The organism is Streptomyces violaceusniger Tu 4113 (assembly GCF_000147815.2).
Classification (GTDB): domain Bacteria; phylum Actinomycetota; class Actinomycetes; order Streptomycetales; family Streptomycetaceae; genus Streptomyces; species Streptomyces violaceusniger_A.
In genome coordinates, this window is sequence record NC_015952.1 from 76,217 (window position 1) to 100,111 (window position 23,895).

Here is a 23,895-nt window from a genome sequence, read left to right on the forward strand (position 1 = left end):
GGACACCGCAGACGAAAGGGGGTCCGATGACGCGTGAACGCCTCACGGACCTGAGCAGTACCAACCGGCCGCGGCCGGGGTCGGCGATCTCCCCCGGCGACGTCGTCCGCTTCTCCTACGTCCACGCCCTCCGCGGCACGGTCGAGGCGGAGGGGACCGTTCAGCCGGTCGACGCCCCGCGCACCGACTGGGCCATGCGCCCGGTCTTCAAGGTGACCGACGCCGAGGGACTGACCCGGTGGCCGCTCCAGTCGGGGTGTTTCCGCGTCGACCCGCCGCCGGAGCCCGAAGACGACAGCCCGGCCCGCCCGTTCGACGACCGCAAGGGGTACTGAGCAGATGAACCACACGACCACGGCACCCATGATCCGCGAAGCTCTCGCCGATGAGGGCCTGAGCGCCGAGGAGCGCGCCCCCCACCTGCGGGTGCCGTGCGGCCTGGCAACCGAAATCCTGATCACGGCGGGCGAGAAGTCCGGCCGGGCGCACTTCGACCTCCCGGTGTCCGGGGCCTACGGGTTCCAGGCGTCGGAGTTCGAGACCGGCGAGGGCCAGGACGGCGCGGCCTACGTCTACGCGACCGGCATGCAGCCGACCAAGCCCCTGGAGCAGGAGGCGCGCGCCATGGCGGCGGCCGTGAACCGCTCGGTCCGCGGCGCGACCGGCGCGCCCGCCGCCGTGCTCCTGGCGGCCCCACTGGTCTCCTACCTGGACTGCGCGGGCATGGAGCGGGTGCCCGAGGAGCACCAGGAGCGCGTACGCGCGATCATCGCGGGCGGTGAGACCCGCGCCGACGAGTCCGGGCGCGTGCTGCTGCGGGAGTGCGCCGACGCCTCCATGGACCTGTACGCGCTCAAGACCGCGCTTGACGGCCTGTGGAGGGCGTACGCGGACACCGGCGCCCTGCGGGATGACGAGCTGGAGTGGCATGACGTGCGGCCGTACATGATCCGGGCGGCCCGCAGCGCGGTGCGCGACCGGTGGAATAACCCGCGGTCGTGGTCCGGCATGCGGGCCGGGGCCTGACGGAAACGCCGGTGGGGTGGGGTGCGGCCCGCAACGGGCCGCACCCCACCCCACGGGAAGGGAGGTGACGACGTGGCAGGCGTGAAGCTGAGCCGGGCTGAAGAGCTGGAGTACGGCACGGGGTGGCGGGTTAAGGGTGTGGTCGACGACACCGACCAGTGCGAGCACTGCGGGCGCCGCGGGCTCAAGCGGGTTGTTGCGATGGTGCCGCTGGACGCGGACGGCAACGAGGACGGCGACGCGGCGTATTTCGGCACCGGGTGCGCGGTGGGGTACATCAAGCGGGGCACGCTCCGCGGCCGGGTGACCGGCGCCGCGGTGTGGACGGCCGCCCTGGTGGCCGAGCGCGAACGCGTGGAGCGGCGCCGGTGGGCCGGGGAGATCCTGGCCAAGTACGGGCACGTGACCGGCTTTCACCCGATCCAGAAGGCCGCGGTGTTCTTCGTCTACAACCCGCACACGGCCGACCGGGGCCACGCGTGGGGGGCGGCTGAGGTCGACTGGTTCGTCTCGGAGGCGGACAAGGCGATGGAAGGCGTCCCGGCGGAGACGCGGGCGCAGTACATCGAGCTGGGCCGTAAGGCTCTGGGCCTGCCGGAGCGGCAGACCGCGTGACGCCTCGCAGGGCGCCCCCGCCATGGGGGCGCCCGGGTGGGCTGCCCGTTCGAGCCGGGCCGGTCGCACTCCCACACCCGACGACTAGCACATTATGTGCTAGAGTTCGGGTGTCGGCACGACCACGGCAGACGAGGAAGGACCAGCACATGACGGACCAGTCCCACGGGCTGAAGATCACCCGCGAGCCCCAGCACAAGGGGTTCGAAACGCTCGGCGACGCCGCGAACTGTGGCGAGGATTTTTACCTTCTGGTGGACGGCTCGCGCATCGGCGGTTCGTACTGGTGCGGCGCCGAGTCCGTCAAGGACGGGGAGCGGTGGGCGTCGTGGGGACCGGCGGGGCTGTCCATGGGGCACCGCACCCGCGAGGACGCCGAACAGGCCCAGGTCACCGCGCACGTCGCATCCGGTGCGCCCGGTGTCGTGAAGGACGCGTTCCACGTCCTGGCCGAGGAGATCACGGCCGAGATGGGCGAGGGGTGGGCGCTCGCCCCGCGGGTCAGCGCGCGCCGGTCGCTGCGCATGGTCCACCGCGACGGCCGGGCCGTCGACCTGTGGAACAGCGACGACGGGCGGGTGACCGCCTCCGGCTGCTTCCCTGTCACGGATACCAGCGTCAAGCACCAGGAGACCTCCGCGGCCGTCAGCCGGGGCGCCGTGGCCATCGCGCGGCAGATCAACGGCCCGCGGTTCATGGCCGCCTACGCCCCCGAGTACGCCCGGGTGAGCGCGCACAACGAGCGCCAGGAGCGCCGGGAGGCCGCGCGCCGGGAGGTGCGCGAGCTGCTGACGCAGTACATCCCCGAGGACAAGGGCCGGGGGACCACGTGGCGCCCGTCGATCAGCACCCGGCAGGCGCACGAGAACACCGGTGCGGACAACCACAGCGGGTGGGAGTACACGGATCGGGTCGTTGTCGATCTGGAGTTCCGCGACCTGACGCCGGAGGAGGCCCGCATGATCATGCGCGCGTACTCCATCACCTTCGGCCACACCCCGGGCTTTCTGCGCCCCGCGGCCTGAGCCGCACACGACGTGCGCCCCGCCGGTCGGCGGGGCGCTCCACCTGGAGAGAGGAACCCCAACCACCATGACGACCACCAGGCCCAGCGCGGTTGAGCGGTACGCGGTCCAGTTCGACACGGCGCGGCCGGACGACGAGCCGACCGACGCCAACCTGAAAGGCGCGCTGAGCGGCGGGACGCTGCCGATCCCGCATCGGCTGTTGGACCCGGTCCGTAAGGCGGTGACCGCCTACCGGGCCACGCCGGAGCGGGCCCGGCGACTGGAGGAGGAGAAGAACGGGACCGCTTCCGCCGGCGCCGGTGAGGCGCCGCGCGGGCGGGCGCCGAAGTTCAGCGCGGACACCATCCGGGCCGGGAACCGGACGGATGCGGAGCTGCGGGGCCGGGTGCGGGCGTACCGGGAGGGCGACGCGTACCGGGAGGGCGACCGGGTGGTGACCGGCGGGGCTGCCTCCTACACGCCGGGGCAGTCGCGCGGCCGGGTGCTGGGGGCTGACCCGCAGACGGCGCACGAGGTGCGCAACCGCTACCCGCAACAGTTCGTGATCGAGCTGGATGAGATGTTGCCGCACGGGCGCAAGGTGGTCTCCCTGCCGGTGACGCGGTTCACCCGGCAGACGTGCGGCTGATCGTCCGCCGCTCCGCCCACCCCCGCTCTAGCACATTGTGTGCTAGGGTGGGGGTGTTGCGCGACCACGGCAGACACGAGGAAGGACCCAGCCCATGACGATGGAACGACCGGCGGACGAGATCGGGCCCGGCGACGTGATCGAGTACGCCCCGGGCGGGCTGATGCTCGTCACGATCCCCGGTGAGGCGGAGTCGATCCGGTTCGTGGGGCGCCGGGTGGGGCACCACGGCGTGACCCTCACCGTGCCCGAGGGCGTCACATCGGACGTGTACGCGGTGGGCAAGGCGATGTCCACCCTGCACACCCCGCGAGGGAAAGTCACCGTGCACGAGCGGCGCGCGTTCGCCGCGGGCGACCGGTGCCCGTGCGACCACCACCGCAAGCGCCGCGGCGAGTCCGCGCCCATGGTGCTGCCGCCGGTCGTCGCCGCGGTGGCCGAGCTGCCCGCGGCCGGTGCGGCGCCGGTGACGGACGCGCCGGTGACCGGCTCGGCGGCGGTGACGTCCTCCGCGCCGGTGCGCCGCCGCCGCGGCGGCCCGCTCCAGCGCCCGGCCGGATGCCCCGCCCCCGCCCCCGCCCCGTCGGCGCGGCCGGAGCTGCCCGCGGCCGCCGAGCCGGTGAGCACCCCCACCGGCGCGGCGGGGGTCGCTCACGGCCTGGCGGTGCGCGCCGCGGTGCGGCTGGGCGAGGGGTGGAGCGCGCAGGGCCCGCGGTACGACGGCGAGAAAGCCGGTTACCTGGTGCACACCGACGGGCGGCGGCTGAAGATCGCGCCGGACAACCGGCCCGCGCAGTGGGAGACGCACGTACGGGTGACGGTGGAGTACCCGCGCGACGCGCCGGTGAAGGTGTGGCCCGTGCACTTCCCGGAGACCCGTTTCAAGCACGACCGGCCGGTGTCGGATCTGGTGTCGGCGATCCGGTCCAAGATCCTGCCGACGTATGACGCGAAGTACCCGGAGATCAAGCAATTGACCGAGGAGTACCGCCGGTCAATTGCCGCCGAGGAGTCGTTCGCGGCGCGGATCGCATGCCTGGTGCCGTCGGGGACGCTGGACGAACACGACTCCTCGCGGGTGGAGGCGCGCCCGTTCCCGAGGCACATCGAGCAGATGACGGCCAACGTGTCGACGAGTGACCACCTGCACCGGGTGGAGTTCCGTTACATCGACTCCGAGACGCTGGAGGCGCTGGCGCAGACGTACGGGGCGATGGTGCGGGCGAAGCAGGAGCGGGCGGCGCAGGACCGGCGGGGCCGGTCGGTGGAGGTACGTTAGGCGCGTACCGTCACGTGCAGGCCGCGCCCCCGGTCCCGGGTTCTCCCGGGACCGGGGGCGCGGTCGTTTCGGTCGGTGTGTTGGGGTGTTGCCGGTACCCTCTCTAGCACATGATGTGCTAGAGTCGGAGACGTCAGAGAGACCACGGCACAGACCCGGAGGCATACCCCCATGACCGACTCCACCAAGAACACCACCGACAACACCGGCGCCGACACCGCCCGCGGACTGGTGATGCCGTCGGTGCCCTCCCCGCAGTCGACGGCGGAGGAGATCACCGCCCTGGACGCCTTGCACTTCGGGTGGAACCACAGGGTCATGCGCGAGATCGACCGTCAGCTCTCGTTCATGGGCGGCCTGCCGTACGAGCCGGACGCCCGGCAGCGCGCGGCGCTGCGGGCGTGGGTGACGGCGACGGATGAGCGGATCGCGGACGCGGTCTACTGCACCGAGCAGGACCCCCAGGGCTTCGCGTTCGTCGCCCGCGAGGTGACCGCCCTGGACGACCGGGAGCTGTTGGCCCGGTACGAGGAGCGCAAGCGCGAGACGGCGACCGCGCGCTACCAGGTGCGGGCCGTGGACCAGGTCCCGGCGGCCGAGCGTGAGTGGCTGCGTACGGGCTTCGAGGGCGCGGCCGAGCGGTACGCGGACTCGGACAGCGAGCGGCCCGCCCTGTACCGCGCCGCGGCCGAGGGTTTCCGCGACGTGCGCGGGTTCGTGATCTGGGACCGGTTCAACCACCGGTACGTGGCGACCCAGTGGGGCCGCACGGCCGAGGAGACCGCGCCCGAGTGCGACCGGCTGAACCAGTACCACGAACGCCACTTCGCCGCCGATCTGTGGCGCTGACCGGCTGCTGACGCCCTGCCTGATGCCCCCGCCGCCCCTCCGGCGGGGGCTCGCTTCGCTCTCCCCTTCCCGCCTCTCGTTGAAAGCGAGCCCCGCATGCCCCCCTCCGAGCGCCTGTCGCCCGTGGTCTACCGCGTCACCGAAACCGATTTTGACGGCGCGTCGTTCTGCCACGTCCGCGGCTGGGACGCCATGGCGGCCGGTCACATGGTCAACCGCATGATCCGCCTTGCTGACGAGCAGATCGCCCGCGGCAACGAGCCGGGATTGCTCGTCGACCCGGCGACCGACGCGACCGGCCGCCTGGTGCTGCGCCGCCGTCACCTGTCGTTCGGCAAGAGTGAGGGCCAGGTGTGCGAGCGGTGGCGGACGTGGGAGCTGGAGCCCGTCACGCGGCCGAAGCTGAGCGAGCAGCAGGCCGAATGCCTGGAAGCGGTCGCGAAGTCCCGGCACTGGCCGGGCGAGGACTTCAGCAGGCCGCAGGTGCGCGGCGGGACGCTGCGCACGGTGCAGGCCAGGGCGACCACGGAGATGCGGGTGTTGTGCTCGGGGATGTACTCGATTCCGCCGGCGTCGTGGCGGCGGCTGGTCGAGAAGGGGTGGATTCACCTGCTGTCGGGCGAGGTCAAGCCGATGGAGCCGGTCCGGCTGACGGTGGCCGGGACGGTGGCCCTGGCGCTGCGCGAGCACCAGACCAGTACGTCGTCGCCGGTGGGGTACGTCAGGCGTGCGGGCGGCCGGATGTATGACGGGTCCTCCGCGGTGGTGTGCTCGGCGGGGTGCTTCCGCGGGCGGTTCCTGGACCGGCGGAACCTGGCGGCGGCGGAGGCCCGCGCGCACCGGGCGGAAGCGGTGTTGCTGGCGCTGGGGGCATCGAAGGAGCAGGCCCAGCGGGCGGCGCGCCGGGCGCAGTCGACGCCGGGCGGGGCGGTGGCGGCGTAGCCTGGTGGCTCTTCTCTAGGTCTCGATGGGACCGACCAGCGAAGGGGGGCCCGCCGGTCTTGGACCGGTGGGCCTCCCTTTCGTGTGTCCCCCACCACTGCCTAGCACATTGTGTGCTAGAGTGTGGGTGTCACGACGACCACGGCAGAGACAAAGGAGAACCCGGCACATGGCGACGATCGCCCGCAACCACACCCGCCGCATCCAGGCAGTGAAGGACGCCGCGAAGTTCTGCGAGGTCTACGACCGCAACAGCGGCGAGATGAAGCCCGCAGAGATCGACTCGGCGTTCAGGGACCTGGAGGACTTCCGAAAGGCCCGGCTGACCGAGGACACGCCCGGCGAGAAGTGGACAGTCAACGTTCACCCGAACTGCTGGTACACCCTCACCGTTGAGGACCCGGATATTCTCCGGGCCCGGCAGCTCGCCGAGCGCGAGGAGCGCGAGAAGCGCGAGCGTGCCCGGCGGGAGCGCGAGGAGGCCGCGCGCCTGGCGGCGGCCGGAGCCGGGGAAGAGACCGGCGACCAGGCGGCCGGGGAGGGCGGCGGCTGCTGGTGCGAGGCCGAGCCGTGCCCGATGCCCGCCCAGCACGCCAGCGCCAAGGCCGCGTGCGAGGCGATGGAGGCCAACCAGCGCGCCCGCTGGATCGCGTCCGTGCCCGGGTTCGACGCCTCCACCCGCGCCGCCCTGGAGGCGATCATCAATCGGCACCGTAAGGCCGGGATGACCGGCCCGGCCAGCTCGGCCAGCTCGGCCAGCGCGCGGGCGCTGGTGGCCCGCACGGTCAAGGCGATGCGCGTTCAGGGCAAGACGCACCCGGAGATCCGGGCGCACTTCACGGCCGTACTGAGCGAGGCCCGCGAGGCGGGCGACCTCGGCCGCATCGCGGCGGCCGAAACGTCTCTCGCGGTGCACGCCGGGATGCTGGCCGACATGGCGCGCCTGTCGGCCGGTGCGGGCGCCGGTGCGGCGAAGGTGGAGAAGGAGGCGCCGGTGGCCGCGCTGGCGGCGGCGCCGGTCGGCGTGGAGGAGAAGCAGGACCAGGACCAGGAGGAGGCGGCGCCGGTGAGCGCACAGGGAGGCGGGTTCCGACCGGCGGCGTGGTGGGAGAAGCCGGAGAACGCCGTACACCAGGTTCCGCCGGCGGAGGGTGCGGCGGCGCTGGAGCTTCCGCCGCATGAGGAGGGCTACACGCCGGAGGCGGGGGCGAAGCCGTACCCGATCCGCAGGGTTCGTGCGGCGCTGGAGGCGGCCGGTATCCCGGTGGGGAACACGGACGGTGAGTTCACGGTGTTCGTTGACGGCAAGGACGACCAGAGCGCGCACATGAGGCTGATGCACTTCCGCGGCAAGGGCGCCAAGCCGTCCAAGGGCGCGGGCCGGGACCGGTGGGAGCGGCGGCGCGCTGAGATCCTGATTGCCCTTGTCGACGCGGGGATGGAAGACGTGGAGCTGTCCAACGCCGGCCTGTGGGTGCGGGTGCCGCGCCCGAAGGGTGCGGCGACGGTGGTGCAGCTCGGAGAGAAGGACTACGGGGAGAACTTCGACGCCCCGTACATCGACCAGCCGGTGAGCTTCCCGCAGTACCCGCAGATCACGGGATGGGTGATGCGGCGCAAGTGGGGTCAGGGGTACATCGGTCCCATGTCTCCGTGGATGCACCACACGGGCACGGGTGAGGTGGTGGGGGCGGGTGCGAGGGATGAGCAGCGGGCGGCGTCGGCGCTGGCGGCGCACTACGGGCTGATGGTGCCGGTGCGGGTCTGGCACGGCTGACGGCCGAGAATGCGACCGGCCGCCTGGGGGCAGGGTTCCCCGGGTGGCCGGTTGGGCGTGGAAGAGGGGGCGCCGGTCAGGGCAGGGCCCGTTCCACGTTGGCCGCCTGGGGGCCCTTCTGTCCCTGCTGGACCTCGAACGTCACGCGCTCGCCCTCGTTGAGTTCGCGGAATCCGCGGCTGTTGATGGCCGAGTAGTGAACGAAGACGTCCGGGCCGCCCTCGCTCTGTGCGATGAAGCCGAAGCCCTTTTCGGCGTTGAACCATTTCACGGTGCCAGTAGCCATGCACGGAGCGTAACTGGCCGTGACGGATTGTGGGAGCGTCCGGGTATCGTACGGCTGCTGAGGGTGCGCGGTACGGTCTGCGGCGGCCTCCTGGCGGGGGGTCAGGAAGGTATCAGGGCCACCGCGCGGCCCAGGAAGCGTGTCAGCGGCTTTCGGGGGGCGGTTCGGGGTCGGGGGTGGGCAGAGTGGCGTCTGTCCAGCAGTAGCCGCCGCCGGGTAGCTCGACCCGCCGACCGGCGACGGCGACCCGATCGATTCCGTGGAAGCCGGGGACCGTCTCCGGGCCCGGTGCGGTGTCCATGCCGGGTCTATCGATGTGAGGGCTGATCAGGTAACCGGGCAAGACGCGGGCTGGCTGGTTCCGGCCGTGGGTTGGCCGGTTTCGGGTGCCGGTACTGGACAGGGCTAGCACATCATGTGCTAGAGTCGGAGACGTCAGAGAGACCACGGCAGACAGGGACCACGGATGCGCACCACCCACCAGGGCCGCGAGATCGAGATCATCGCCCCCAAGAACGCTTACGCCGCCTGCGCCTTCACCATCAACGGCCAGGGCCCCCGCGAGGGCGAGCGCTTCACCGGCCCCCTCGGCGCGTCCGCCGCCGACGTCCTGGCCGACCTCACGCGCCAGATCGACGAACTGGACGCCAAGGGACCCGAGGGCATCACCGGCACGCCCGGATGGACGTTCATGCTGCGCCCCGGATCGTGGGAGGTCTGCACCGCCCCCGGCCTGAACCGCCACATCAAGCCGACCCACGCCCCCTGCAACGAGACCGCGTGCCGCCGCGAGGCCGCCAAGGAAGCACAGAAGAAGGCGTTCGCCGCCGAAGGGCACCCCGCCGCGGGCCCCCTCTCCCAGCAGCTCCAGCGCGCCGGGTTCGAGAAGGCCGACAGCCGCGGCCGGGACACCGAGGGATTCCGCGTCCTGCGCGGCGACCTCGGCGAGGGCCGCAAGAACCCCCGCCGCGGCGTTCGGGTCGTCTGGTACGCAAAGGGCTGCCTGATGCCGCTTGACGGCAAGCCGGGCCGCCTCCAGGAGATCGCCGACTTTCTGACCGGCAAAGACCGGTACGCCGTCCACTACAGCGGCGGGTGCCGTATTGAGGTGCTGTCCAAGACGCACGGGGTGCCCTCACCGAAGTAGCCCCCGCTCCGCAGGGGACCGGCCGCGCGCCGGTCCCCGGGCGGGCGGCCCGTTCGAGCCGGGCCCCGGGCACCGGGACACCGCCGACCGGCGGCTGTCCCCCGACCACGGCAGGAAGGAAGGTCATCACCCATGACGGATGACCGTACGTACGTGTTGCAGCGGGCGAAGGCGGCGGAGGCCCGCACGCGGCCGGTCACGGCGGAGCTGACCGTGAAGGACGGCGCCGCGGTGCTGCGGCTGCTGGACCGCGACGGGAACGTCGGCGCCGACCGCTACCGGATCACGCTCCCCGGCTCGGTCGACTACCTGTCCGGCCCCACCCTCACCCTCGCCGGCGAGTTCATCGCGGCGGCCGGGTTCCGGCTGGACGGCGGATGGAACGACCCCACCGAGTGGGACACCCCCGACGGGCAGAAGGCCCGGACCGCGATCGACGTCACGCCGGAGTACCTGGCGTACGTCGGCCGCAAGTTCGGCCCCATGCCCTCCCTGGGAGAGCGTCCGGAGGGGATGAGCGCGCACCACAACGGGTGGGGCTCCTGGCAGCTCTGCTATCAGAACCGGCGCTTCTTCGACCTGAAGTGGGCTCCGCGCCTGACCGGCCCGGAATGGACGCTGTGCAGCCTCATGAACGGCAACGGCGCCACCGAGCACCAGGACCCGCAGGAGGCCATGGCCGCGGCCGTGGACCGCGTGGCCGCCTCCGACGCCCGCCGGGACGCGCGGGGGCAGCAGTGAACAGCGACGTCCAGCCGTGGGCGACCACGGAAGAACTCGCCGCGCACTACATCGCCCGCGCGCACCAGCTCGCCCACGAAATGCGGTTCGCGAACCTGCGCGTGGCCCGCGGCTCGTTGCAGTCCGAGCGTTCCTGGCGGGCGGCGGTCGACGAGCGCAAGGAGTCCCAGCGCGCCGAGATCGAGACCCTGCGGGCGCTCGCCCGGGACCTGGTCCCGTCCGCCGAGCGCTACGCCGAGGTGGCGCAGGAGGCCATCCGGCGGGCCGAGGACGTGACGTGCTCGCAGTGCTACGGCCGGGTGTTCGTCCCGGGCGACGCCGACGGCAGCGCGCCGCGGTGCGCCTTCGGGGGCTCGGTGCGGGGCTTGGACGGTGAGCGGTACTGGCGGTGCAGCGCCTCTCACACCGTGGCCCGGGGCGCCGTCCCGCCGTTGCACTGACCGGCGCGGGGCCGGGCCGTCGTCGGCGGCGGCCCGGCCCCCAGCTCAGTTCATCAGATCACGAAGAGAGAGGAACTCACAGGTGGGAAGCACGACGGTTGACGAGACCTACCCCGGCGAGCTGGCGGCGCTGCGCGGCCTTCTCGGGCAGGTGCGCACGATTGCCCGGCACGGCACGATCGAGGCCCTGCGGGACACGGTGGACGAGCACGACGAGACCGAGCGGGCCGCCCTGGAGGCCCTGCCGTGGGCCCCGGAGGTGGGGGCGCTGTACCTGCTGCCGGGCGTGAACGGTGCGCCGGACCGGGTGGCGCGGGTCATCTCCGAGAGGCTGTGGCGCAAGCGCCTGACCCCGGTGGGCGGGGGGACGGACGTGGTGCGCACCTTCAGCCGGTCGTCGCTGCGGTTCGAGGACGAGGACACCGACCGGCGCGGGCGCCGGGCCGGGTACTCCCGGGCCGGTCGGCTGGTGCTGCTGACGACCGGCGGTCAGGTCATGGGGCACCCGGCCGAGATCAAGGCCCTGCGCACGTTCGAGCTGCCGGAGATCCCGACGTCGGACAACGCAGCCACGCGAGCCCTGGTCAGCATCCGCGACGCGGCGAAGACGGCCGGTCTGCTCATGGACGTTGTGCAGGCTAGCGATTTGAAGCAGATGCCGGGGGAGATCCCCGAGTGAGCCTGTCCCCCGAAACCCGTGACTCCGTGATCGTCGGGGTGTCGATGGCGGTCCTGTTCCTGGTCGCCAACTACACCATCAGCACCCTCGCCCGGTGCGCGGAAGGAGTGCTCTTACAGCGGCATCGGGAGGAGCGGGAACGCCTCGCGGCGTCCGAATCCCCCGCGGTGGAAGCGGAACCGGAAGGCACCGGCGACGACCCCGGCGAAGACCCCTCTTCGCCGTCGCCCGGCACCGCCACCGGGACCCCTCTTGAGGGGTCGGAAAACCCCCGCTCCACCACCCCCCGGAAGGGGTCCGCCGGACCCCCTCCCGCCGGCGAGTGAGACCCCCCGCGCGGGCCCTGATCGAGGGCCCGCGCGGGGTGTTTTCCGGCCCCGCCGCGGGGTGGATTCCCACCCCTGCGCCGGCGGGATTCAGGGGTGTTTCCGGGGTGGTCTCCGGCGCTTCTCCCCTGGCTTCCGCCGGCGAGGTAGACCTGCCCCCGGGTATTGCGGTCTACCTGCCCTCTGACCTGCGGTTTTGTAGATCACTCTACCCGGGCGGTAGACCTCGGTAGGTCATACCAAAACGGACATAAAGCGTCCACGAGGGGGGTTGGGTGCATCACGCACCTACCCTGGCCGGGGGGCGGAGAGCAGCAGCCGACGAGCACCATGGAACCCGACAGGAAGGACGTCTGACACGATGAGCAGGCAGAGGCCACGGGCCCTGATCGAGACCGACAACGAGAGCGGGGACGTGCGCGTGACCGTGCGCGGGAGGGACCTTGCGGGACCGGCTCCGCGGATGACGCTGGACGGGTACACCGGCAGTCGGCACCCGGATGACCCGCCGCTGACCGATGACCAGTGGGACCACCTCAAGCGGGCTTGCCAGGAGCGAAGCGGAACGCCGGTGTTTGGACCGGCAGAAGTCCGCGGGCGGGCCCTGGACAGCCGCGAGTCGGCCGCCCTGGCGCTCGCCCACCACGGCTACGCGACCATGTGGCGGGTGCGGATCGAAGGCGACTGCGCGGCGTGGGCGATCGTGCCCACTGAGTCCGGCCGTGCGGCGCTGCGCGACCACTTAGTGGCCGGTTCGGGTGATGCTGCCGGGCAGGAGCCCACCGCCTGAGTGCCCGACCCCGAGGCGCCCCCGTCCCCTCCCCCGGGGGCGGGGGCGCCGTCGTTTCCGCTGCCCACCCGAGGAGTAGCCGTGTTCACCTCCCGCCCGCGCAACCTGCGCACGTTCCTGCATGACGCGTCGATCAAGGCCCTGAAGTGCGCCAACGAGGCGCGGACGGGGGCGAGCGGGGACCCGGTGGCGGCCGGGTCGGCGCGGGTGATGTCGGCGGCGCTGGCGGAGGTGCGCGATGCACTGGATCTGCGGGCGCCGTGGCTGACGGACTACCCGCAGGTGGCCCATGTGCTGATGGAGACGGAGCGGGTGGCGGCCCCGGCGGGGTTCCGGCTGGCGATGTCGGCGGAGGAGCTGGCCCGGCTGATCGTGGACGAGGTCACCGAGGCCCGCGCGGCGGCGGCGGCCGAGGCCGAGGCCGAGGGTGAGGCCGAGGCCGAGGGTGAGGGTGAGGCCGAGGCCGAGGGTGAGGGTGAGGCCGAGGCCGAGGGTGAGGGTGAGGAGGGGGCGGGCGCGCAGTAGGGCGCTGGCCGCCGCCCCTGGGGCGTGCTCGTGTCCGTCTCGCCGGCGGATGCGGGGGCGCCCTTTTTGCTGCCGTTTCGTCAGGCGCATTCCGTGACGTAGGGCACAGATGTGTAGGAATGGGGCCGGGGTGCGCTACGGTGACCACGTCGCGTATACCGGGTAGACATTACGGCCTGGCGAACGTCGGCGTACCCGGCCGTTAACCGGGCACGAAAAAGGCTCTGACCAGCACCGTTAATGCCGGTCAGAGCCGCGCACCGCCCCCGAGAGAAACCGCTACAGAACCCCTTGGAGGGACACAGCCATGCAGCTTACCCATGCATTGAGCTGGACCGAAGAGCAGTTGGCCGGTCAGAAGAGGCTGCAAGACCGCCTCCAGGAAGCCCGTCGAGCGCCGGTGGAGGGCAACCCCGTCCCCGAGGAAGCGCAGCGGGCCGGGACGCTCGACGACTGACCGGGCGTCCGGGGTCGTCCTCGCCTCGTCCTTCCTCCTTCGGGGCGAGGGCGGCCCCGGCCGACCGGCCAGCCCGCCCCCGTGCGGGTGTTCCCCCAGCTCAGAACGGGACTCCATCGTGAAAGCACGTCTTGCCGCCGCCGTTTCCGCTGCCACCGCGAGCGCGGCCCTGATCACCTTGGCCACGGCGACCGGCGCGAACGCCGACAGCTCCGGGTCGCAGGTGACGACCTACCCGAACGCCTTCTACGGGACCGCCAAGGGCGGCACCGGCGGCCTGATCCTGCGGGACCGGGCCGGGAACCCGACCGCCAGCGGGATCGGCGAGGGCACCCGCTTCAAGATCGAAGCGACCTGCTTCCGGGCCGACGGGGTGGAGCTGCTGAAGGTGGTGCAGACCGAGCCCGGGGGGTGGGGAAAACTCTACGAGGGGTACGTGCGGCGGGCCTTCGCCAACGTGCCGCCGTCGCTCCCCTGCTGATCTGCGAGTTCCGCCCCGTGCCCCGCGCCGCTTCCGACCGGCGCGGGGCACGGGCGTTTCCCCTCCCCCGACTAGCACATGATGTGCTAGAGTTAGGTGTTCCACCGACCACGGCAGAGAACCGAGAGGACCCGCACATGCCCCGAGCAGCAACGAAGAAGCGGCCCACCAGCCGCATCGAGGCTCTACAGGCCATCATCGACACCCCGTGCACCGACCCGAAGTGCCAGGCCGCGGGCGTCTGCGGCCACGCGGGCGAGAAGGAGGCCGCGCGCACCCAGCTCGCCCGCATCCTGGGCAACGTCAAGGCGCGCCAGGACCAGGCCGGGGAGAGCGGCGGCGACGCCGAGCCGGGCCTGTTCGGCTCCGAGGAGTACCGCGCGGCCTGGGCGAAGATCATGGAGCGCGGCTATGACGACCACGGCAACCAATGGTGGGTCGGCGCCAAGCACCGCCAGGCGTCGCACGCGGGCCCGGTGACGTACGCGCAGGCCATCCGCCAGGACATCAAGATGGCCCGCCGCGCGGGCCGCTTCCCCCTGGTCGACCCGGCCGACGGCGCCGCGGCGCTCTCCGTGCAGGCCGTGGAGCTTTTCCGCTTCGACCCGATCGGCCAGGCCCCCGCCGAAATCAAGATCAGTGTCCGCAAGGACGGCGGCGGGGTCCACATCACCGTGAAGGACATCCCCCTCGCCTGGGGCTGGATCACGGAGGAACACGCAGGTCAGGGCGGCAAGAAGTACACCAACTACCGGGTGACGGCCGAGCTGGAGGAGCTGGGGCGCGAGCTGCGCCGCGTGGCCAACGCGTACAACGCCTCCTACGGCTCCAACCTCATGACCGACTGCTACGCCTCCGCCTTCACCGCCAGCGTCCTCGCGGTGAACCCGGACGGCTGGCACGTCTCCATCTGACCTGCTGCGATAAGGAGCCTGACGTGACTGTCTTCCTGCAATTCACCCCGGCCGCGTCCACCCCGGAGCACCCGGTGGCGGCCGGACCGCTGGAGTTCTTCCCCTCGATCGAGGCCGCCCTGCGCGAGGTGACCGCCCGCGGCCGGGACAGGACCGGCCGCCGGGCCGAAGCCGCGGCCACCGACAAGCACACCTCGCCCGAGCACGAGCGGGTGCGCGAAGCGGTGGACTTCCCCGAGGCCCGCGAGGGTGAGGGCGGCTGGGTGGCGCTGGTGTGGTGGCGCCGCTCCGGCGAGAAGCCCCCGCAGCCGGGCGAGCCGACCGGCGAGGTCTGGCTCTCCGCCGGCGGCGGCAAGGTGGACCGCAAGCGTACGGATTCCGCCGCCTGGGACACCGGCCGGGCGGGCAACGGCGCCAACGCCGCCCGCCGGAAGGCGTCCGCATGAGCCGCCCGCCCCTCACGTACTCGGGCCTGGACCTGAAAGGCTCGTACGCCTACCGGCTGCGCTTCACCGCCCAGGAATGGGCCTGCATCGCCGAGCTGCTGGCCGATGCGCCGTACGACGTGAACGACCGGGCGCGCGAGGCTCTGAAGGAGTGGGCCGAGGACATCGGCAAGGCGTACGACATCGAGCCCCGGCGGCTGGTCCTCTTCGAGGCCCCGCAGGACTGGGCCGATTTCCTCTGGTACGTCCTCACGCTGCCGTCGGCCTCCGAGCTGGAAGACCTCGCCCGGTCGATGCGCTCCCAGGTCATGCGGATCAACCGCGAGACCAGGCGCCGCAACCGTGACCGGTACTGGGATTCCCTCCGTGCCGACGCCCGCCGCCGCAAGCGCTGATCACCCTCTGTACGGCCCTGTGTGGGCCGCTGACGCCCTCCCGGGCGCTCGGCGGCCCACTGGCTTGCCCCGATGCCCCTACGGCCCTTCTGGAGCCTTCCGTGCCCCTGACGATCCCCTTCCCGCGCCCCCGCCGGTGGCGGCGGGACCCCGAAACCGAGCGCATCGTGCGCGGCCTGCACCGCCGCATCCGCGCCGGCGAGTACCGGCCCGGCACCCCGCTCCCCTCGCTGGACTGCATCGAAGCGACCTGTCGCCCTGTCTGGTCTACCTCGGCCACCTCGGCGATAGAAGTGCTGGTCAAGCAAGGTGTGGCCCGCTTCCCGCTGGAGGGCGGCGGCCGGTACTGGGTGGCCTTCACGCCCACCCGCCGGTCCCTGATGCTGGAGCGCGCCGTACCGGTCGACGAGCCCGCGCTGTGGCACCTGTACCGGCCTGAGCGCTCCCCGTTCGGGGTGCTGGAGCCGCCGGAGGCCCGGAGCCTGTGCGGCATCTCCATGAGCCTGTACGACGGTTCCATGCGCACCCTGGACCCGGCCCGCGCAACGTGCGCGGCGTGCTGCCGCCGCTACGCCGACGGGGCCATACAGACTGAGCCGCACACCCCGGCGGCCCGCGTCTCCTGACCGGCGCCGCGCACGTTTCCACCCACGACCCCCGTTTGCTGCACGGTTTGCGACCGTGACGAACGGGGGTCGTTCGCGTTCGTTCGCGAACGAAGTGACCGGTGCACAGAGGTCCATATGACGACGACGCGACGCGGCGAACGGTTCAAGATTTGACGAACGCTTCGCCCGCCCCGCGCACGGTTGCGCGCCCGCCGACGGCGCGCACGGTTGCGGATTCGTGCACGTCGGAACCGTTCGTCAAATCTTGAACTTTTCGCGCACGGATGGCCTCGCGCACGGTTGCGGGAGGGCCGCCGCCCCGCAAGCGTTCGCGAACCGTTCGCGAATGAATGGCATTTCTCCAGATCAGACGTGGTGGCGCAGAGTTCGCAGTCCACGAAAGCGTTCGTCGGGAGGCCCGGCCGATCCGTGCACGGTCGTGGAAGCGTGCACGAGGAGACTCCCGCGGCCGCCCAAGTCCGTTCGCGAAAAGTTCAACGTTGAACCTTTCGCGAACGGACTTGGGGAGGCCGGGAAAGCCTGCGCGCGGCATCGCGAACCGTTCGTCGACCCGGGAACCGTGCACGAAAGGTTTACTGTTGAACTTTTCGCGTGGGGGTCCGGTGAGGGTCGGCGCATGGTTTGCGTACGGGATTCGTGCGCGTCCTCGCGCATGGTTCGTGGCACCGGACGACCGGCCGGAGGCGAACCGTTCGCGAGCCGCCGCGATGCCCCGAACCGTGCACCGCGTCTACCCGGTTGCCATCACTAGCATGTCATGTGCTAGAGTCCTGGGGACCGATCACCACGGCAGCGAGAGGAACCTGTATGTCTGCCAGCACGAACGGGCGTGAGCGCCCGTGGTACCTGAAGCACCCCGACGGCGGATGGATCACCGACTATGAGGGCCGCAGCCTGCGGGCGGTACGGCGGCCGTTTACGGAGGACCCGAACGCCAAGTGGGCCGTGTACGAGGTGACGGGGAACTCGCCGGAGACGGTGAAGGAGTTGTTCCTGGCCGAGGGGCCCAAGTGTGATACGGCCGTGTTCAAGGCGATGGACAAGCTCGACAAGAACGACCCGCGCAAGCCGCTGCGGGACGAGGAGATGGCCGCGTGGTGCATCAAGGTGTCGACGATGGCGTATCCCGACGCCGTGAACTTCGAACCGGTGCGTACGGGTGACAGCCTGACCGGCGAAGTCGTCGGCTGGACCTTCCACGTGGACAAGGGGTCGGTGCGGCGCTTCGGCTGGGTGGCCGTCGACCGGCGCAAGGCGACGGCCCTGGAGGACTACCGCGAGGACGCCGTGGTGGCGCTGGTGGCCACGGTGAGCACCTCGCCCGCGGAGCACCTGGCGCTTCCGGCGCGGGCCGCTGCGACGTCGCGGGCCGTCATGGCTCTGCCGGTCGAGCGCGGCACCTGCCCGCGGTATGTCGCGGACCCGGTGGTGAACGCGGCGCTGGAGGCGCTGGGCAAGAACCTGCCGCACTACCACCCCATGCGGCTGCCGCTGGCGGAGGTGACCGACCGGTACGAGATCCGGGAGCGGGAAACCTACCCGGCGGCGGCCCGGGGTGCGCTGGTGCTGCCCGAGGAGGGGCCGGTCGTGCACGGGGCGCGGGTGTTCGGGTACTGGCTGGAGGGCGGGGAGTGGTTCCGGCCGCGCGACATTGCCGCCTCGGTGCCGCTCCAGGTCATCGCCGAGCGGCTGTCGAAGGCAGGATTCTCGATCGAGTCCGTCCGTGACGGGCGGGTGAGCGCTCTGTACCACGCGCCCGAGCCGGAGGGCGGGGATGCGGCCACCGAGTACGGCGACGTGTGGTCGCTGTCGAACGGGAGCGGGTTCGAGATTGCCGTGATCGAGGGCGGGTCCGACGACACGATGATGGACCTGGCCCGCTGCCTGCCGCACGTGCGCGTCACGATCGAGAACGAGGGCGGCGTCGTGCGCCGGCGGTTGTCGCGGTGGGAGATCGAGCGGCGCCGTGCGGCCGGGGACGACCCGGCGGACCTGGCCATCCACCACTGCGAGGAGCGCGGTCACCAGGAGTGCGGCTCGGGGACGCGACTGGTCGAGCTGGACCCGCAGGGTCACGGCAGGATCACCCCGGCGCCGGTCCGGGAGGTGGAGGCCGCGGACGGGGGCACGGTGCCGGAGCGGCAGTTGCCCACGTACGTGAAGGGGACATGGCTGCTGGGGATCGACGGCAAGCGCCACCAGGTGTGGGAGACGGTCTGGCGCGAGTGGGACGGCGCGGCAGTGGAGACGGTGCTCACCACCACGGGCGAGGAGCACCCGGCGGCGCGGCTGGTGGAGTTCGAGGGCGGGCAGCGGCGGGTGGAGACGGACGCGCACAAGGGCGACACCGCCGCCGAGCGGTCGCCGATCCTGAGCCGTTCGCCGCTGGCTGACATCTGCCCGCCCGGTCACCCGCACGTGACGGCGGCGGCCGAGGCGCTGGAGGCGTTCCGTACGGGGCCGGTGGAGGACCGGGAGAAGTGGGAGAAGGCGGCGGAGGAAGCGGCCTTGTGGGCGGCGGCCTGGTTCTTCCAGGGCACGGGTGAGCTGACGGTGGGGATGTGGCGCACGGTGGTGCGGTGCGCTGTCGAGCTGTACGCGCGGCGGTTCACCATCAGCCGCCCGCACGCGTTGGACCCGGAGCCGGAGCGCAACAGCTTCTTCGGGGCCGGGCGCCGGTCGCTTGAGGACCGCAGCCCGGAGGGGTACCAGCAGGTTCTGTCGGCGGCCCGGCACTGGGTGCGCTCGCTGAACAGCCCGTGGGACGCCCAGGAGCGGGAGAGTGCGGACCGGGCGATGTGGAAGGCGGCCGAGGCGTTCGCGGCGGAGTTCGGGACCGAGGACGCCAACGAGTGGGTTGCGCCGGTGCGGTACCTGGCGGAGGTGCACGCGATGACGCTCGTGGACGAGGGCATCGCCAAGTGGTCGCGCGGGGAGCGCTGACGGCTCGTTGGACATGACGGCCGGGGCCTGTGTGCCTGCCGAGGGCCAGGCCCCGGCCGTCCTATCACTCACTACGGAGGAAGTTGATCATGGCACTTGATCTGTCGCGGTTTCACGCGACGCCCCGGGAGATCCACGCGGCGCTGACGGAGGCCCTGGCCGAGGACGTGTATCTGCGGTTTCAGCAGATGATCGGTGCGGCGGCCGTGCGGGAGGCGGCCGAGGGCCTGCGGGAGCAGGCCGGGCAGGACCGGGCGCGGGCGGCGGAGGCCGGGGAGCTGGGCCGGGCGGCCGAGGAGGGCGCCCAGGCGGTGACCGGTGCGGCTGACGCGGTGGACCCGGACTGTGACGGCGGGCCGTGGCCGAGCGTGCTCGTGAGGCATTTCGGGCGCGCTGATGAGGCGCCCGAAGCGCCGGTGGGCGCGGGCGGTGCGCTGCGGGCGCACGGCCGGTGCCAGGAGCGGGCGCCGCGGGGTTCGCGGGTGGGGGTGTGTGACCGGCCGCTGGATTCGCTGGGCCGGTGCGCTCGCGCCGGCGAGCACGTCCAGGCGCCGGAGGACGCTCCGAAGGAGGCCGGGGAATACCTGTTCTGCGGGGCCGATCTGGGGCGCGGGGAGCCGCCGTTCACCTGCAACCGGCGGGTGGCCCACAAGGGCCGGTGCTCGCCGCGGATGGACACCGGCGAGCGGCGCGGGGCGGGGGTGTCGGCATGACCTGGAGTCTGGGCAGCCCTCTGCCGGAGGGCTGGAGCATGGAGGGCAGCGGCGGGTACTTCCCGGCGCAGAAGAGCCTGCACCATGCGCCGTGCGGGTGGACGTCGTTCCGGACGTACGACTTCGCGTTGGAGTCGTCGGCGGTGTGGCAGGCGATCGGTGAGCACGAGTGCCTGGGGGGGCCGGTGGGTTCTTCGGGTTGAAGGACTCCGCGCTGCGCGAGGTGTGGTGGAAGCAGGCCGCAGCGCTCTTCGAGGAGCACCACCCCGCTCACTGACCGGCCGCCGTTCCGGCATGCTGTCACCACCGACCGAGAGGACCGCCCGCCGTGAAGGCCGAGGACATCCGCCTGAGCTACACCAACCCCGTCACCGGGGAGAGGGCGTCGCGTGACGCGGGCCGCCAGTACGTCGAAATCGACGGTGTGCTCCTCGTCGTGACGCACATCTACCGCAGCCGCGGTTTCCCAGACTGGTCCGCTAAGGCGTTCACCGGTCACCTGGAGAGCAGTGCTCACCTGGAATGGGCGAAGGCCGGGAACGCGTTCGGCTTCGCGCACCTCCGCCGCCGGGATCTGCTGGCACAGATCGCAGCAGATGTTGGGACCGAGGAGTGGAAGCAGAAGCGGAACGCGTGGCTGGCCGTGCCACGCGACCGGTGGGCACCACGCCGATACACCATCGAGCGGCGGGGTGTGGGGGACTGGTGGGCGGTCCCCAGGTACCCGCAGAGGGACCGGGAGCGCGGCCCGTACCTGAGCGAGGAGACGGCGCGCGCCGACCTCGGAGACGCTGCTCGCTGAGACAGCGAGCACAGCCGCGTGACGCCCAAGGGCCCCAGTTCCTCGAACCGGGGCCCTTCGCGTTTCGGGTGCGCCCCGCCTCACCGCCGTGGGGGCAGGGCGCACCCGTGAGTCGGCTAGCACATGATGTGCTAGAGTGGTGCCAGTGCACGACCATGGCAGACAGGAGAGCCCGGCATGACCATTCCCACGGCGGACGCGGAGGCGGAGCGCATTGACTTCGACCTGGCCCGTCTGATCGCCCGCTCGCTCAACGAGAAGCAGGCCCACCAGCTCCGCAACATCTACGAGCGCGACCTTCACAGCGGCGGCTGGAGCGACCACCGCGTGAACCAGGCGCTGCACCGGCGCGGCCTGGTGCGCTACATCGTCAGCGACATCAGCTACCACCGCGGCGGCGGGGTGTGGAAGACGCGCATCCGGGTCACCGACGTCAAGCCCACCTTCGCCGGTGTCCAGGTGCTGGAGGAGTGGGAAATCCTCCACGCCCCCGGCGGCTACGGCGGCCCCGAGCTGGGCAGCGTGCAGCGGTACGCGCTGGAGTGCCTGGTCGACAAGAACAGCGGCCGGTGGTGGCCCGGGTGCGGCTGGTCAATGACGTCCGCCTTCCAGACCACCCGGATTCTGGACACCCTCGTCGCCCGCGGGCTCGCCGAGCGCGGCGCCACGGAGGCCGGGGACCCGATGTTCACCGTGACCCCCATGGGCCGCGCGGAGGCCCGCCCGCACTGGCGCAAGCTGCTGGACGTGCGCAACCTGCGGGAGACCCGCTTGGGCAAGGACGCCGCCCAGTCCCTCGGCCCGCGCCGGGCCAAGGCCGCCGAGAAGGCGAAGCCCGCGGGGAGTGCCGGAGGCCACGGCTACCGGTGGCGGGACGTACGCGAAGTCGAGGCGATGGGCAACCTGGACGTGAACGACGTCTTCGTCAAGCCCGGCACCGGCACCGCGTACACCGCCTACGGCGACGGGTCGGTAACCCCCCGCGGCCTCGCGTGGGGAACCGAGCTGGACGGCATCGCGTGGACGGTGAAGGGCCGCATCGGCGAGACCTTCATCTGCGAGTCCCACACCGGCAGGCACACCAACGAGATCCTGCGCGCCGGCGTCCGCGTACTCAAGGTCGTCACCTCGCAGAACGGGGGCGGCAAGTGACCGGGGAACGGATCGAAGAGGGCATGAAATTCCAGTACTACCGCGAGCGCCTGGACGACCTGAACCTGTTGGACCGGGCGGTCCCGGTTCCCCTGTCCGGGGACGGCTTCGACCTCGCGGTGCCGGTCGGCGGCCGTCGCCGGTCGGGGGTCTGCGACGCGGACCCCGTCCGGGCCGCCCACGCCATCGTCTCCATGCTCGCGCAGCCGGAGGAGTTCCCCGATCTGCGGTGGGCCGATGACGAGCAGCGGCTGAGGTGGGGCGTGGACCCCGAGGACGCGATCCCGCAGCAGCAGTGGGAGACCGAGCCGCGCGTGCCCGAGCTGAGCGAGGAGGCGTACATGCGGGTGATGGGCATCCTGTACGGCTACAGCGACGAAGCGATCCAGAAGTTCATCCGGCACCACGGGTTCGCGGAGGACGGCCAGTGAGCATTTCAGCGGAGGGCATCGAGCGGGAGACGCTGGAGGCGCGCATCCAGCGCCGCACCGGCGCCGCCGGTCTCGCCCAGGCGGCGGAGTCGGTGCTGAGCGACTTGGAGGAGGTGCTGTCGACGCTGGCGGCCGAGGAGCGGGTGGCGTACTCCGATGTCTGTGCGTTCCGTGCCTCCGCGGCCCGGCTGATCGGCGTCCTGCGGGCGCGTGCCGAGAACGAGGAGCAGGCCGGGGAGGTGGAGGTCTGATGGCGCCGGTCCGCTACCGCCTGAACGGCCCGTGCGGGGACTGCCCGTGGCGCACCGACGTCGAGCCGGGCCAGTTCGAGGCGTACCGGTTCGACTCGCTGAAGACCACCAGCACGCAGCCGGAGGTCACGTCCGCGGCCGACGTCCTGGGGCAGCCGATGTTCGCCTGCCACCAGACCCAGGAGGGCCGCGAGCAGGCGTGCGCGGGCTGGCTGGTGGTCGCCGCGGCGCAGGGCAACCTGCGTATCCGGCTGGCGCTGGCGACCGGCGACCTGCCGCCCGAGGCGGTGGAGCCGGGCCCCGGCTGGCCGCCGCTGTTCGAGTCTTACGACGCGATGGCCGACCGGCAGGGGCGCCCGGACGACGGGCACGGGGAGATCAAGCCGCCCCGCCAGGGACGCCGGGGAGGGCAGGCATGACCATGCAGGGGGACGCGGCGGCCGAGACCGCGCGCCGGGTCGCCGAGGCGGCCCGCTCCGACCTGATGAGCGCGATTGGCATGATGGAGGCGCCGCAGGTGCGCGAGGCGTTCGCCGAGCACCTGCCGGTCCTGGAGCAGGTGGCCCGCCGCCTCGCGGAGGACTTCCGGTGAGCGCCGCGGCCCGGCCCTGGCGGCTGCCCGGCTTCACGAAGTGGGGCACCGGCCTGTGGTGCTTCAGCTACCGCTACGCCCTGTACTTCGTGTCCAAGGACGCTGAGGGCCGGTGGCAGGTGGTGGCCCAGGGCAAGGAGTCCGTGCTGATCGGTCCGGGCGGCCGGACGAGGGCTGCGGCCGTACGGGCGGCACTGGAGGCAATCGACGCCGTCCACCAGGACCAGGAGCAGGAGAAGGGAGCACGATGACCACGCAGCAGGAGCAGCAGTGTCCGGGGTGGCACCACTGGCGCTACGAGCAGGCGACCGGCAGGACGTACTGCCGGGAGGACGGGCGTGAGGTGCCCGCGGCCGAGCGGGATGCGCCGTACCGGCCGGTGCGGGTGTAGCTGAGGGTGCGCGTCCGCGGCCGGTCCCCGGGATGACGACCGATACGGCTCGGGGGCCGGTCGCGGGCGCGCGTGCATGAACCGGCCCTGCCCCCTGCCGGGGGTGGGGCGCCGGTGTGCGGGGTGAGGGTACCTCCGTTCGTCGGCATGCATTTCTCTAGCACTTCACATGCTAGAGTTTTGGGCTGTTGGACTACCGAATGCGAAGGAAACGAACCCA

General features: G+C 72.0%; 35 protein-coding genes. 33 read left to right on the forward strand and 2 right to left on the reverse strand.

What is annotated here, in order from left to right; all coding sequences use genetic code 11:
• The first annotated feature begins 26 nt into the window (after positions 1–26).
• The 9 genes from STRVI_RS45350 (at position 27) to STRVI_RS53310 (ending at position 8,144) form a co-directional block, all read left to right on the forward strand.
• Positions 27–335 (forward strand): hypothetical protein, encoded by a 309-nt coding sequence (locus tag STRVI_RS45350; protein WP_014043789.1) that lies wholly within the window; start codon positions 27–29, stop codon positions 333–335.
• A gap of 4 nt (positions 336–339) precedes the next feature.
• Positions 340–1,026, forward strand: coding sequence for a hypothetical protein (locus STRVI_RS45355; protein ID WP_014043790.1), 687 nt, complete (start codon positions 340–342; stop codon positions 1,024–1,026).
• Between the two features lie 72 nt (positions 1,027–1,098).
• A complete protein-coding gene (locus STRVI_RS46970) occupies positions 1,099–1,641 on the forward strand; it encodes a hypothetical protein (RefSeq protein ID WP_014043791.1) in 543 nt (180 codons plus the stop codon).
• A 149-nt stretch (positions 1,642–1,790) separates the two neighbouring features.
• The gene (locus STRVI_RS45365; protein ID WP_014043792.1) at positions 1,791–2,666 is read left to right on the forward strand and encodes a hypothetical protein; all 876 of its coding nucleotides are present in this window, start codon (positions 1,791–1,793) and stop codon (positions 2,664–2,666) included.
• Positions 2,667–2,733: 67 nt separating this feature from the next.
• Positions 2,734–3,297, forward strand: coding sequence for a hypothetical protein (locus tag STRVI_RS45370; protein ID WP_014043793.1), 564 nt, complete (start codon positions 2,734–2,736; stop codon positions 3,295–3,297).
• A gap of 94 nt (positions 3,298–3,391) precedes the next feature.
• Positions 3,392–4,576: a hypothetical protein gene (locus tag STRVI_RS45375; RefSeq protein WP_014043794.1), complete on the forward strand. Its 1,185-nt coding sequence runs from the start codon at positions 3,392–3,394 to the stop codon at positions 4,574–4,576.
• Between the two features lie 171 nt (positions 4,577–4,747).
• Positions 4,748–5,425: a hypothetical protein gene (locus STRVI_RS45380; protein WP_014043795.1), complete on the forward strand. Its 678-nt coding sequence runs from the start codon at positions 4,748–4,750 to the stop codon at positions 5,423–5,425.
• A gap of 96 nt (positions 5,426–5,521) precedes the next feature.
• Positions 5,522–6,367, forward strand: a complete 846-nt coding sequence (locus tag STRVI_RS55855) for a hypothetical protein (RefSeq protein ID WP_014043796.1) — start codon at positions 5,522–5,524, stop codon at positions 6,365–6,367.
• A 169-nt stretch (positions 6,368–6,536) separates the two neighbouring features.
• A complete protein-coding gene (locus STRVI_RS53310; RefSeq protein WP_014043797.1) occupies positions 6,537–8,144 on the forward strand; it encodes a hypothetical protein in 1,608 nt (535 codons plus the stop codon).
• A gap of 76 nt (positions 8,145–8,220) precedes the next feature.
• On the opposite strand, the gene STRVI_RS45395 is transcribed toward STRVI_RS53310, so the two are convergent.
• The gene (locus tag STRVI_RS45395; protein ID WP_014043798.1) at positions 8,221–8,430 is read right to left on the reverse strand and encodes a cold-shock protein; all 210 of its coding nucleotides are present in this window, start codon (positions 8,428–8,430) and stop codon (positions 8,221–8,223) included.
• Between the two features lie 142 nt (positions 8,431–8,572).
• Entirely contained in the window at positions 8,573–8,731 is a 159-nt protein-coding gene (locus tag STRVI_RS53315; protein WP_167543329.1) for a hypothetical protein, read from the reverse strand.
• A 165-nt stretch (positions 8,732–8,896) separates the two neighbouring features.
• Here STRVI_RS53315 and STRVI_RS45400 point away from each other — a divergent pair, with 165 nt between their 5' ends.
• The 24 genes from STRVI_RS45400 to STRVI_RS53335 all read left to right on the forward strand — a co-directional run bounded on the left by STRVI_RS45400 (position 8,897) and on the right by STRVI_RS53335 (position 23,675).
• A complete protein-coding gene (locus STRVI_RS45400; RefSeq protein WP_014043799.1) occupies positions 8,897–9,577 on the forward strand; it encodes a hypothetical protein in 681 nt (226 codons plus the stop codon).
• Between the two features lie 132 nt (positions 9,578–9,709).
• Entirely contained in the window at positions 9,710–10,318 is a 609-nt protein-coding gene (locus STRVI_RS45405; RefSeq protein WP_014043800.1) for a hypothetical protein, read from the forward strand.
• Positions 10,315–10,758, forward strand: a complete 444-nt coding sequence (locus STRVI_RS45410; RefSeq protein ID WP_014043801.1) for a hypothetical protein — start codon at positions 10,315–10,317, stop codon at positions 10,756–10,758. Before STRVI_RS45405 ends, STRVI_RS45410 begins: the two co-directional genes overlap by 4 nt.
• 82 nt (positions 10,759–10,840) lie before the next feature.
• Positions 10,841–11,437: a hypothetical protein gene (locus STRVI_RS45415; protein WP_014043802.1), complete on the forward strand. Its 597-nt coding sequence runs from the start codon at positions 10,841–10,843 to the stop codon at positions 11,435–11,437.
• The gene (locus tag STRVI_RS45420; protein WP_014043803.1) at positions 11,434–11,763 is read left to right on the forward strand and encodes a hypothetical protein; all 330 of its coding nucleotides are present in this window, start codon (positions 11,434–11,436) and stop codon (positions 11,761–11,763) included. Before STRVI_RS45415 ends, STRVI_RS45420 begins: the two co-directional genes overlap by 4 nt.
• 361 nt (positions 11,764–12,124) lie before the next feature.
• Entirely contained in the window at positions 12,125–12,553 is a 429-nt protein-coding gene (locus tag STRVI_RS45425; RefSeq protein ID WP_014043804.1) for a hypothetical protein, read from the forward strand.
• Between the two features lie 81 nt (positions 12,554–12,634).
• Positions 12,635–13,078 (forward strand): hypothetical protein, encoded by a 444-nt coding sequence (locus STRVI_RS53320; protein WP_014043805.1) that lies wholly within the window; start codon positions 12,635–12,637, stop codon positions 13,076–13,078.
• A 307-nt stretch (positions 13,079–13,385) separates the two neighbouring features.
• Positions 13,386–13,535: a hypothetical protein gene (locus STRVI_RS53325; RefSeq protein ID WP_014043806.1), complete on the forward strand. Its 150-nt coding sequence runs from the start codon at positions 13,386–13,388 to the stop codon at positions 13,533–13,535.
• Between the two features lie 118 nt (positions 13,536–13,653).
• Positions 13,654–14,016: a hypothetical protein gene (locus STRVI_RS45435; protein ID WP_014043807.1), complete on the forward strand. Its 363-nt coding sequence runs from the start codon at positions 13,654–13,656 to the stop codon at positions 14,014–14,016.
• A 137-nt stretch (positions 14,017–14,153) separates the two neighbouring features.
• A complete protein-coding gene (locus STRVI_RS45440) occupies positions 14,154–14,930 on the forward strand; it encodes a hypothetical protein (protein WP_014043808.1) in 777 nt (258 codons plus the stop codon).
• A gap of 23 nt (positions 14,931–14,953) precedes the next feature.
• Positions 14,954–15,376: a hypothetical protein gene (locus STRVI_RS45445; protein ID WP_014043809.1), complete on the forward strand. Its 423-nt coding sequence runs from the start codon at positions 14,954–14,956 to the stop codon at positions 15,374–15,376.
• Positions 15,373–15,771, forward strand: coding sequence for a hypothetical protein (locus tag STRVI_RS45450; protein WP_014043810.1), 399 nt, complete (start codon positions 15,373–15,375; stop codon positions 15,769–15,771). Before STRVI_RS45445 ends, STRVI_RS45450 begins: the two co-directional genes overlap by 4 nt.
• Positions 15,772–15,872: 101 nt before the next feature.
• Positions 15,873–16,397, forward strand: a complete 525-nt coding sequence (locus STRVI_RS45455; protein WP_014043811.1) for a hypothetical protein — start codon at positions 15,873–15,875, stop codon at positions 16,395–16,397.
• Positions 16,398–17,207: 810 nt separating this feature from the next.
• Positions 17,208–19,343, forward strand: coding sequence for a hypothetical protein (locus tag STRVI_RS55860; RefSeq protein WP_014043812.1), 2,136 nt, complete (start codon positions 17,208–17,210; stop codon positions 19,341–19,343).
• An 89-nt stretch (positions 19,344–19,432) separates the two neighbouring features.
• A complete protein-coding gene (locus STRVI_RS45465; protein WP_014043813.1) occupies positions 19,433–20,056 on the forward strand; it encodes a hypothetical protein in 624 nt (207 codons plus the stop codon).
• The gene (locus tag STRVI_RS45470) at positions 20,053–20,259 is read left to right on the forward strand and encodes a hypothetical protein (protein WP_014043814.1); all 207 of its coding nucleotides are present in this window, start codon (positions 20,053–20,055) and stop codon (positions 20,257–20,259) included. Before STRVI_RS45465 ends, STRVI_RS45470 begins: the two co-directional genes overlap by 4 nt.
• A 125-nt stretch (positions 20,260–20,384) precedes the next feature.
• Positions 20,385–20,858, forward strand: coding sequence for a hypothetical protein (locus STRVI_RS45475; protein WP_014043815.1), 474 nt, complete (start codon positions 20,385–20,387; stop codon positions 20,856–20,858).
• 177 nt (positions 20,859–21,035) lie between these two features.
• Positions 21,036–22,010 (forward strand): hypothetical protein, encoded by a 975-nt coding sequence (locus STRVI_RS45480; protein WP_014043816.1) that lies wholly within the window; start codon positions 21,036–21,038, stop codon positions 22,008–22,010.
• Positions 22,011–22,033: 23 nt separating this feature from the next.
• Entirely contained in the window at positions 22,034–22,441 is a 408-nt protein-coding gene (locus tag STRVI_RS45485) for a DUF6302 family protein (protein WP_043242571.1), read from the forward strand.
• The gene (locus STRVI_RS45490) at positions 22,438–22,692 is read left to right on the forward strand and encodes a hypothetical protein (RefSeq protein ID WP_014043818.1); all 255 of its coding nucleotides are present in this window, start codon (positions 22,438–22,440) and stop codon (positions 22,690–22,692) included. Before STRVI_RS45485 ends, STRVI_RS45490 begins: the two co-directional genes overlap by 4 nt.
• The gene (locus tag STRVI_RS53910; RefSeq protein ID WP_014043819.1) at positions 22,692–23,111 is read left to right on the forward strand and encodes a DUF6283 family protein; all 420 of its coding nucleotides are present in this window, start codon (positions 22,692–22,694) and stop codon (positions 23,109–23,111) included. Before STRVI_RS45490 ends, STRVI_RS53910 begins: the two co-directional genes overlap by 1 nt.
• Complete coding sequence (locus STRVI_RS53330; RefSeq protein WP_014043820.1) at positions 23,108–23,284, forward strand: hypothetical protein; 177 nt, start codon at positions 23,108–23,110, stop codon at positions 23,282–23,284. The genes STRVI_RS53910 and STRVI_RS53330 overlap by 4 nt, the downstream gene beginning before the upstream one ends.
• The gene (locus STRVI_RS45500; protein WP_014043821.1) at positions 23,281–23,535 is read left to right on the forward strand and encodes a hypothetical protein; all 255 of its coding nucleotides are present in this window, start codon (positions 23,281–23,283) and stop codon (positions 23,533–23,535) included. The genes STRVI_RS53330 and STRVI_RS45500 overlap by 4 nt, the downstream gene beginning before the upstream one ends.
• Positions 23,532–23,675: a hypothetical protein gene (locus tag STRVI_RS53335; RefSeq protein WP_014043822.1), complete on the forward strand. Its 144-nt coding sequence runs from the start codon at positions 23,532–23,534 to the stop codon at positions 23,673–23,675. Before STRVI_RS45500 ends, STRVI_RS53335 begins: the two co-directional genes overlap by 4 nt.
• The last annotated feature ends 220 nt before the right edge of the window (positions 23,676–23,895 follow it).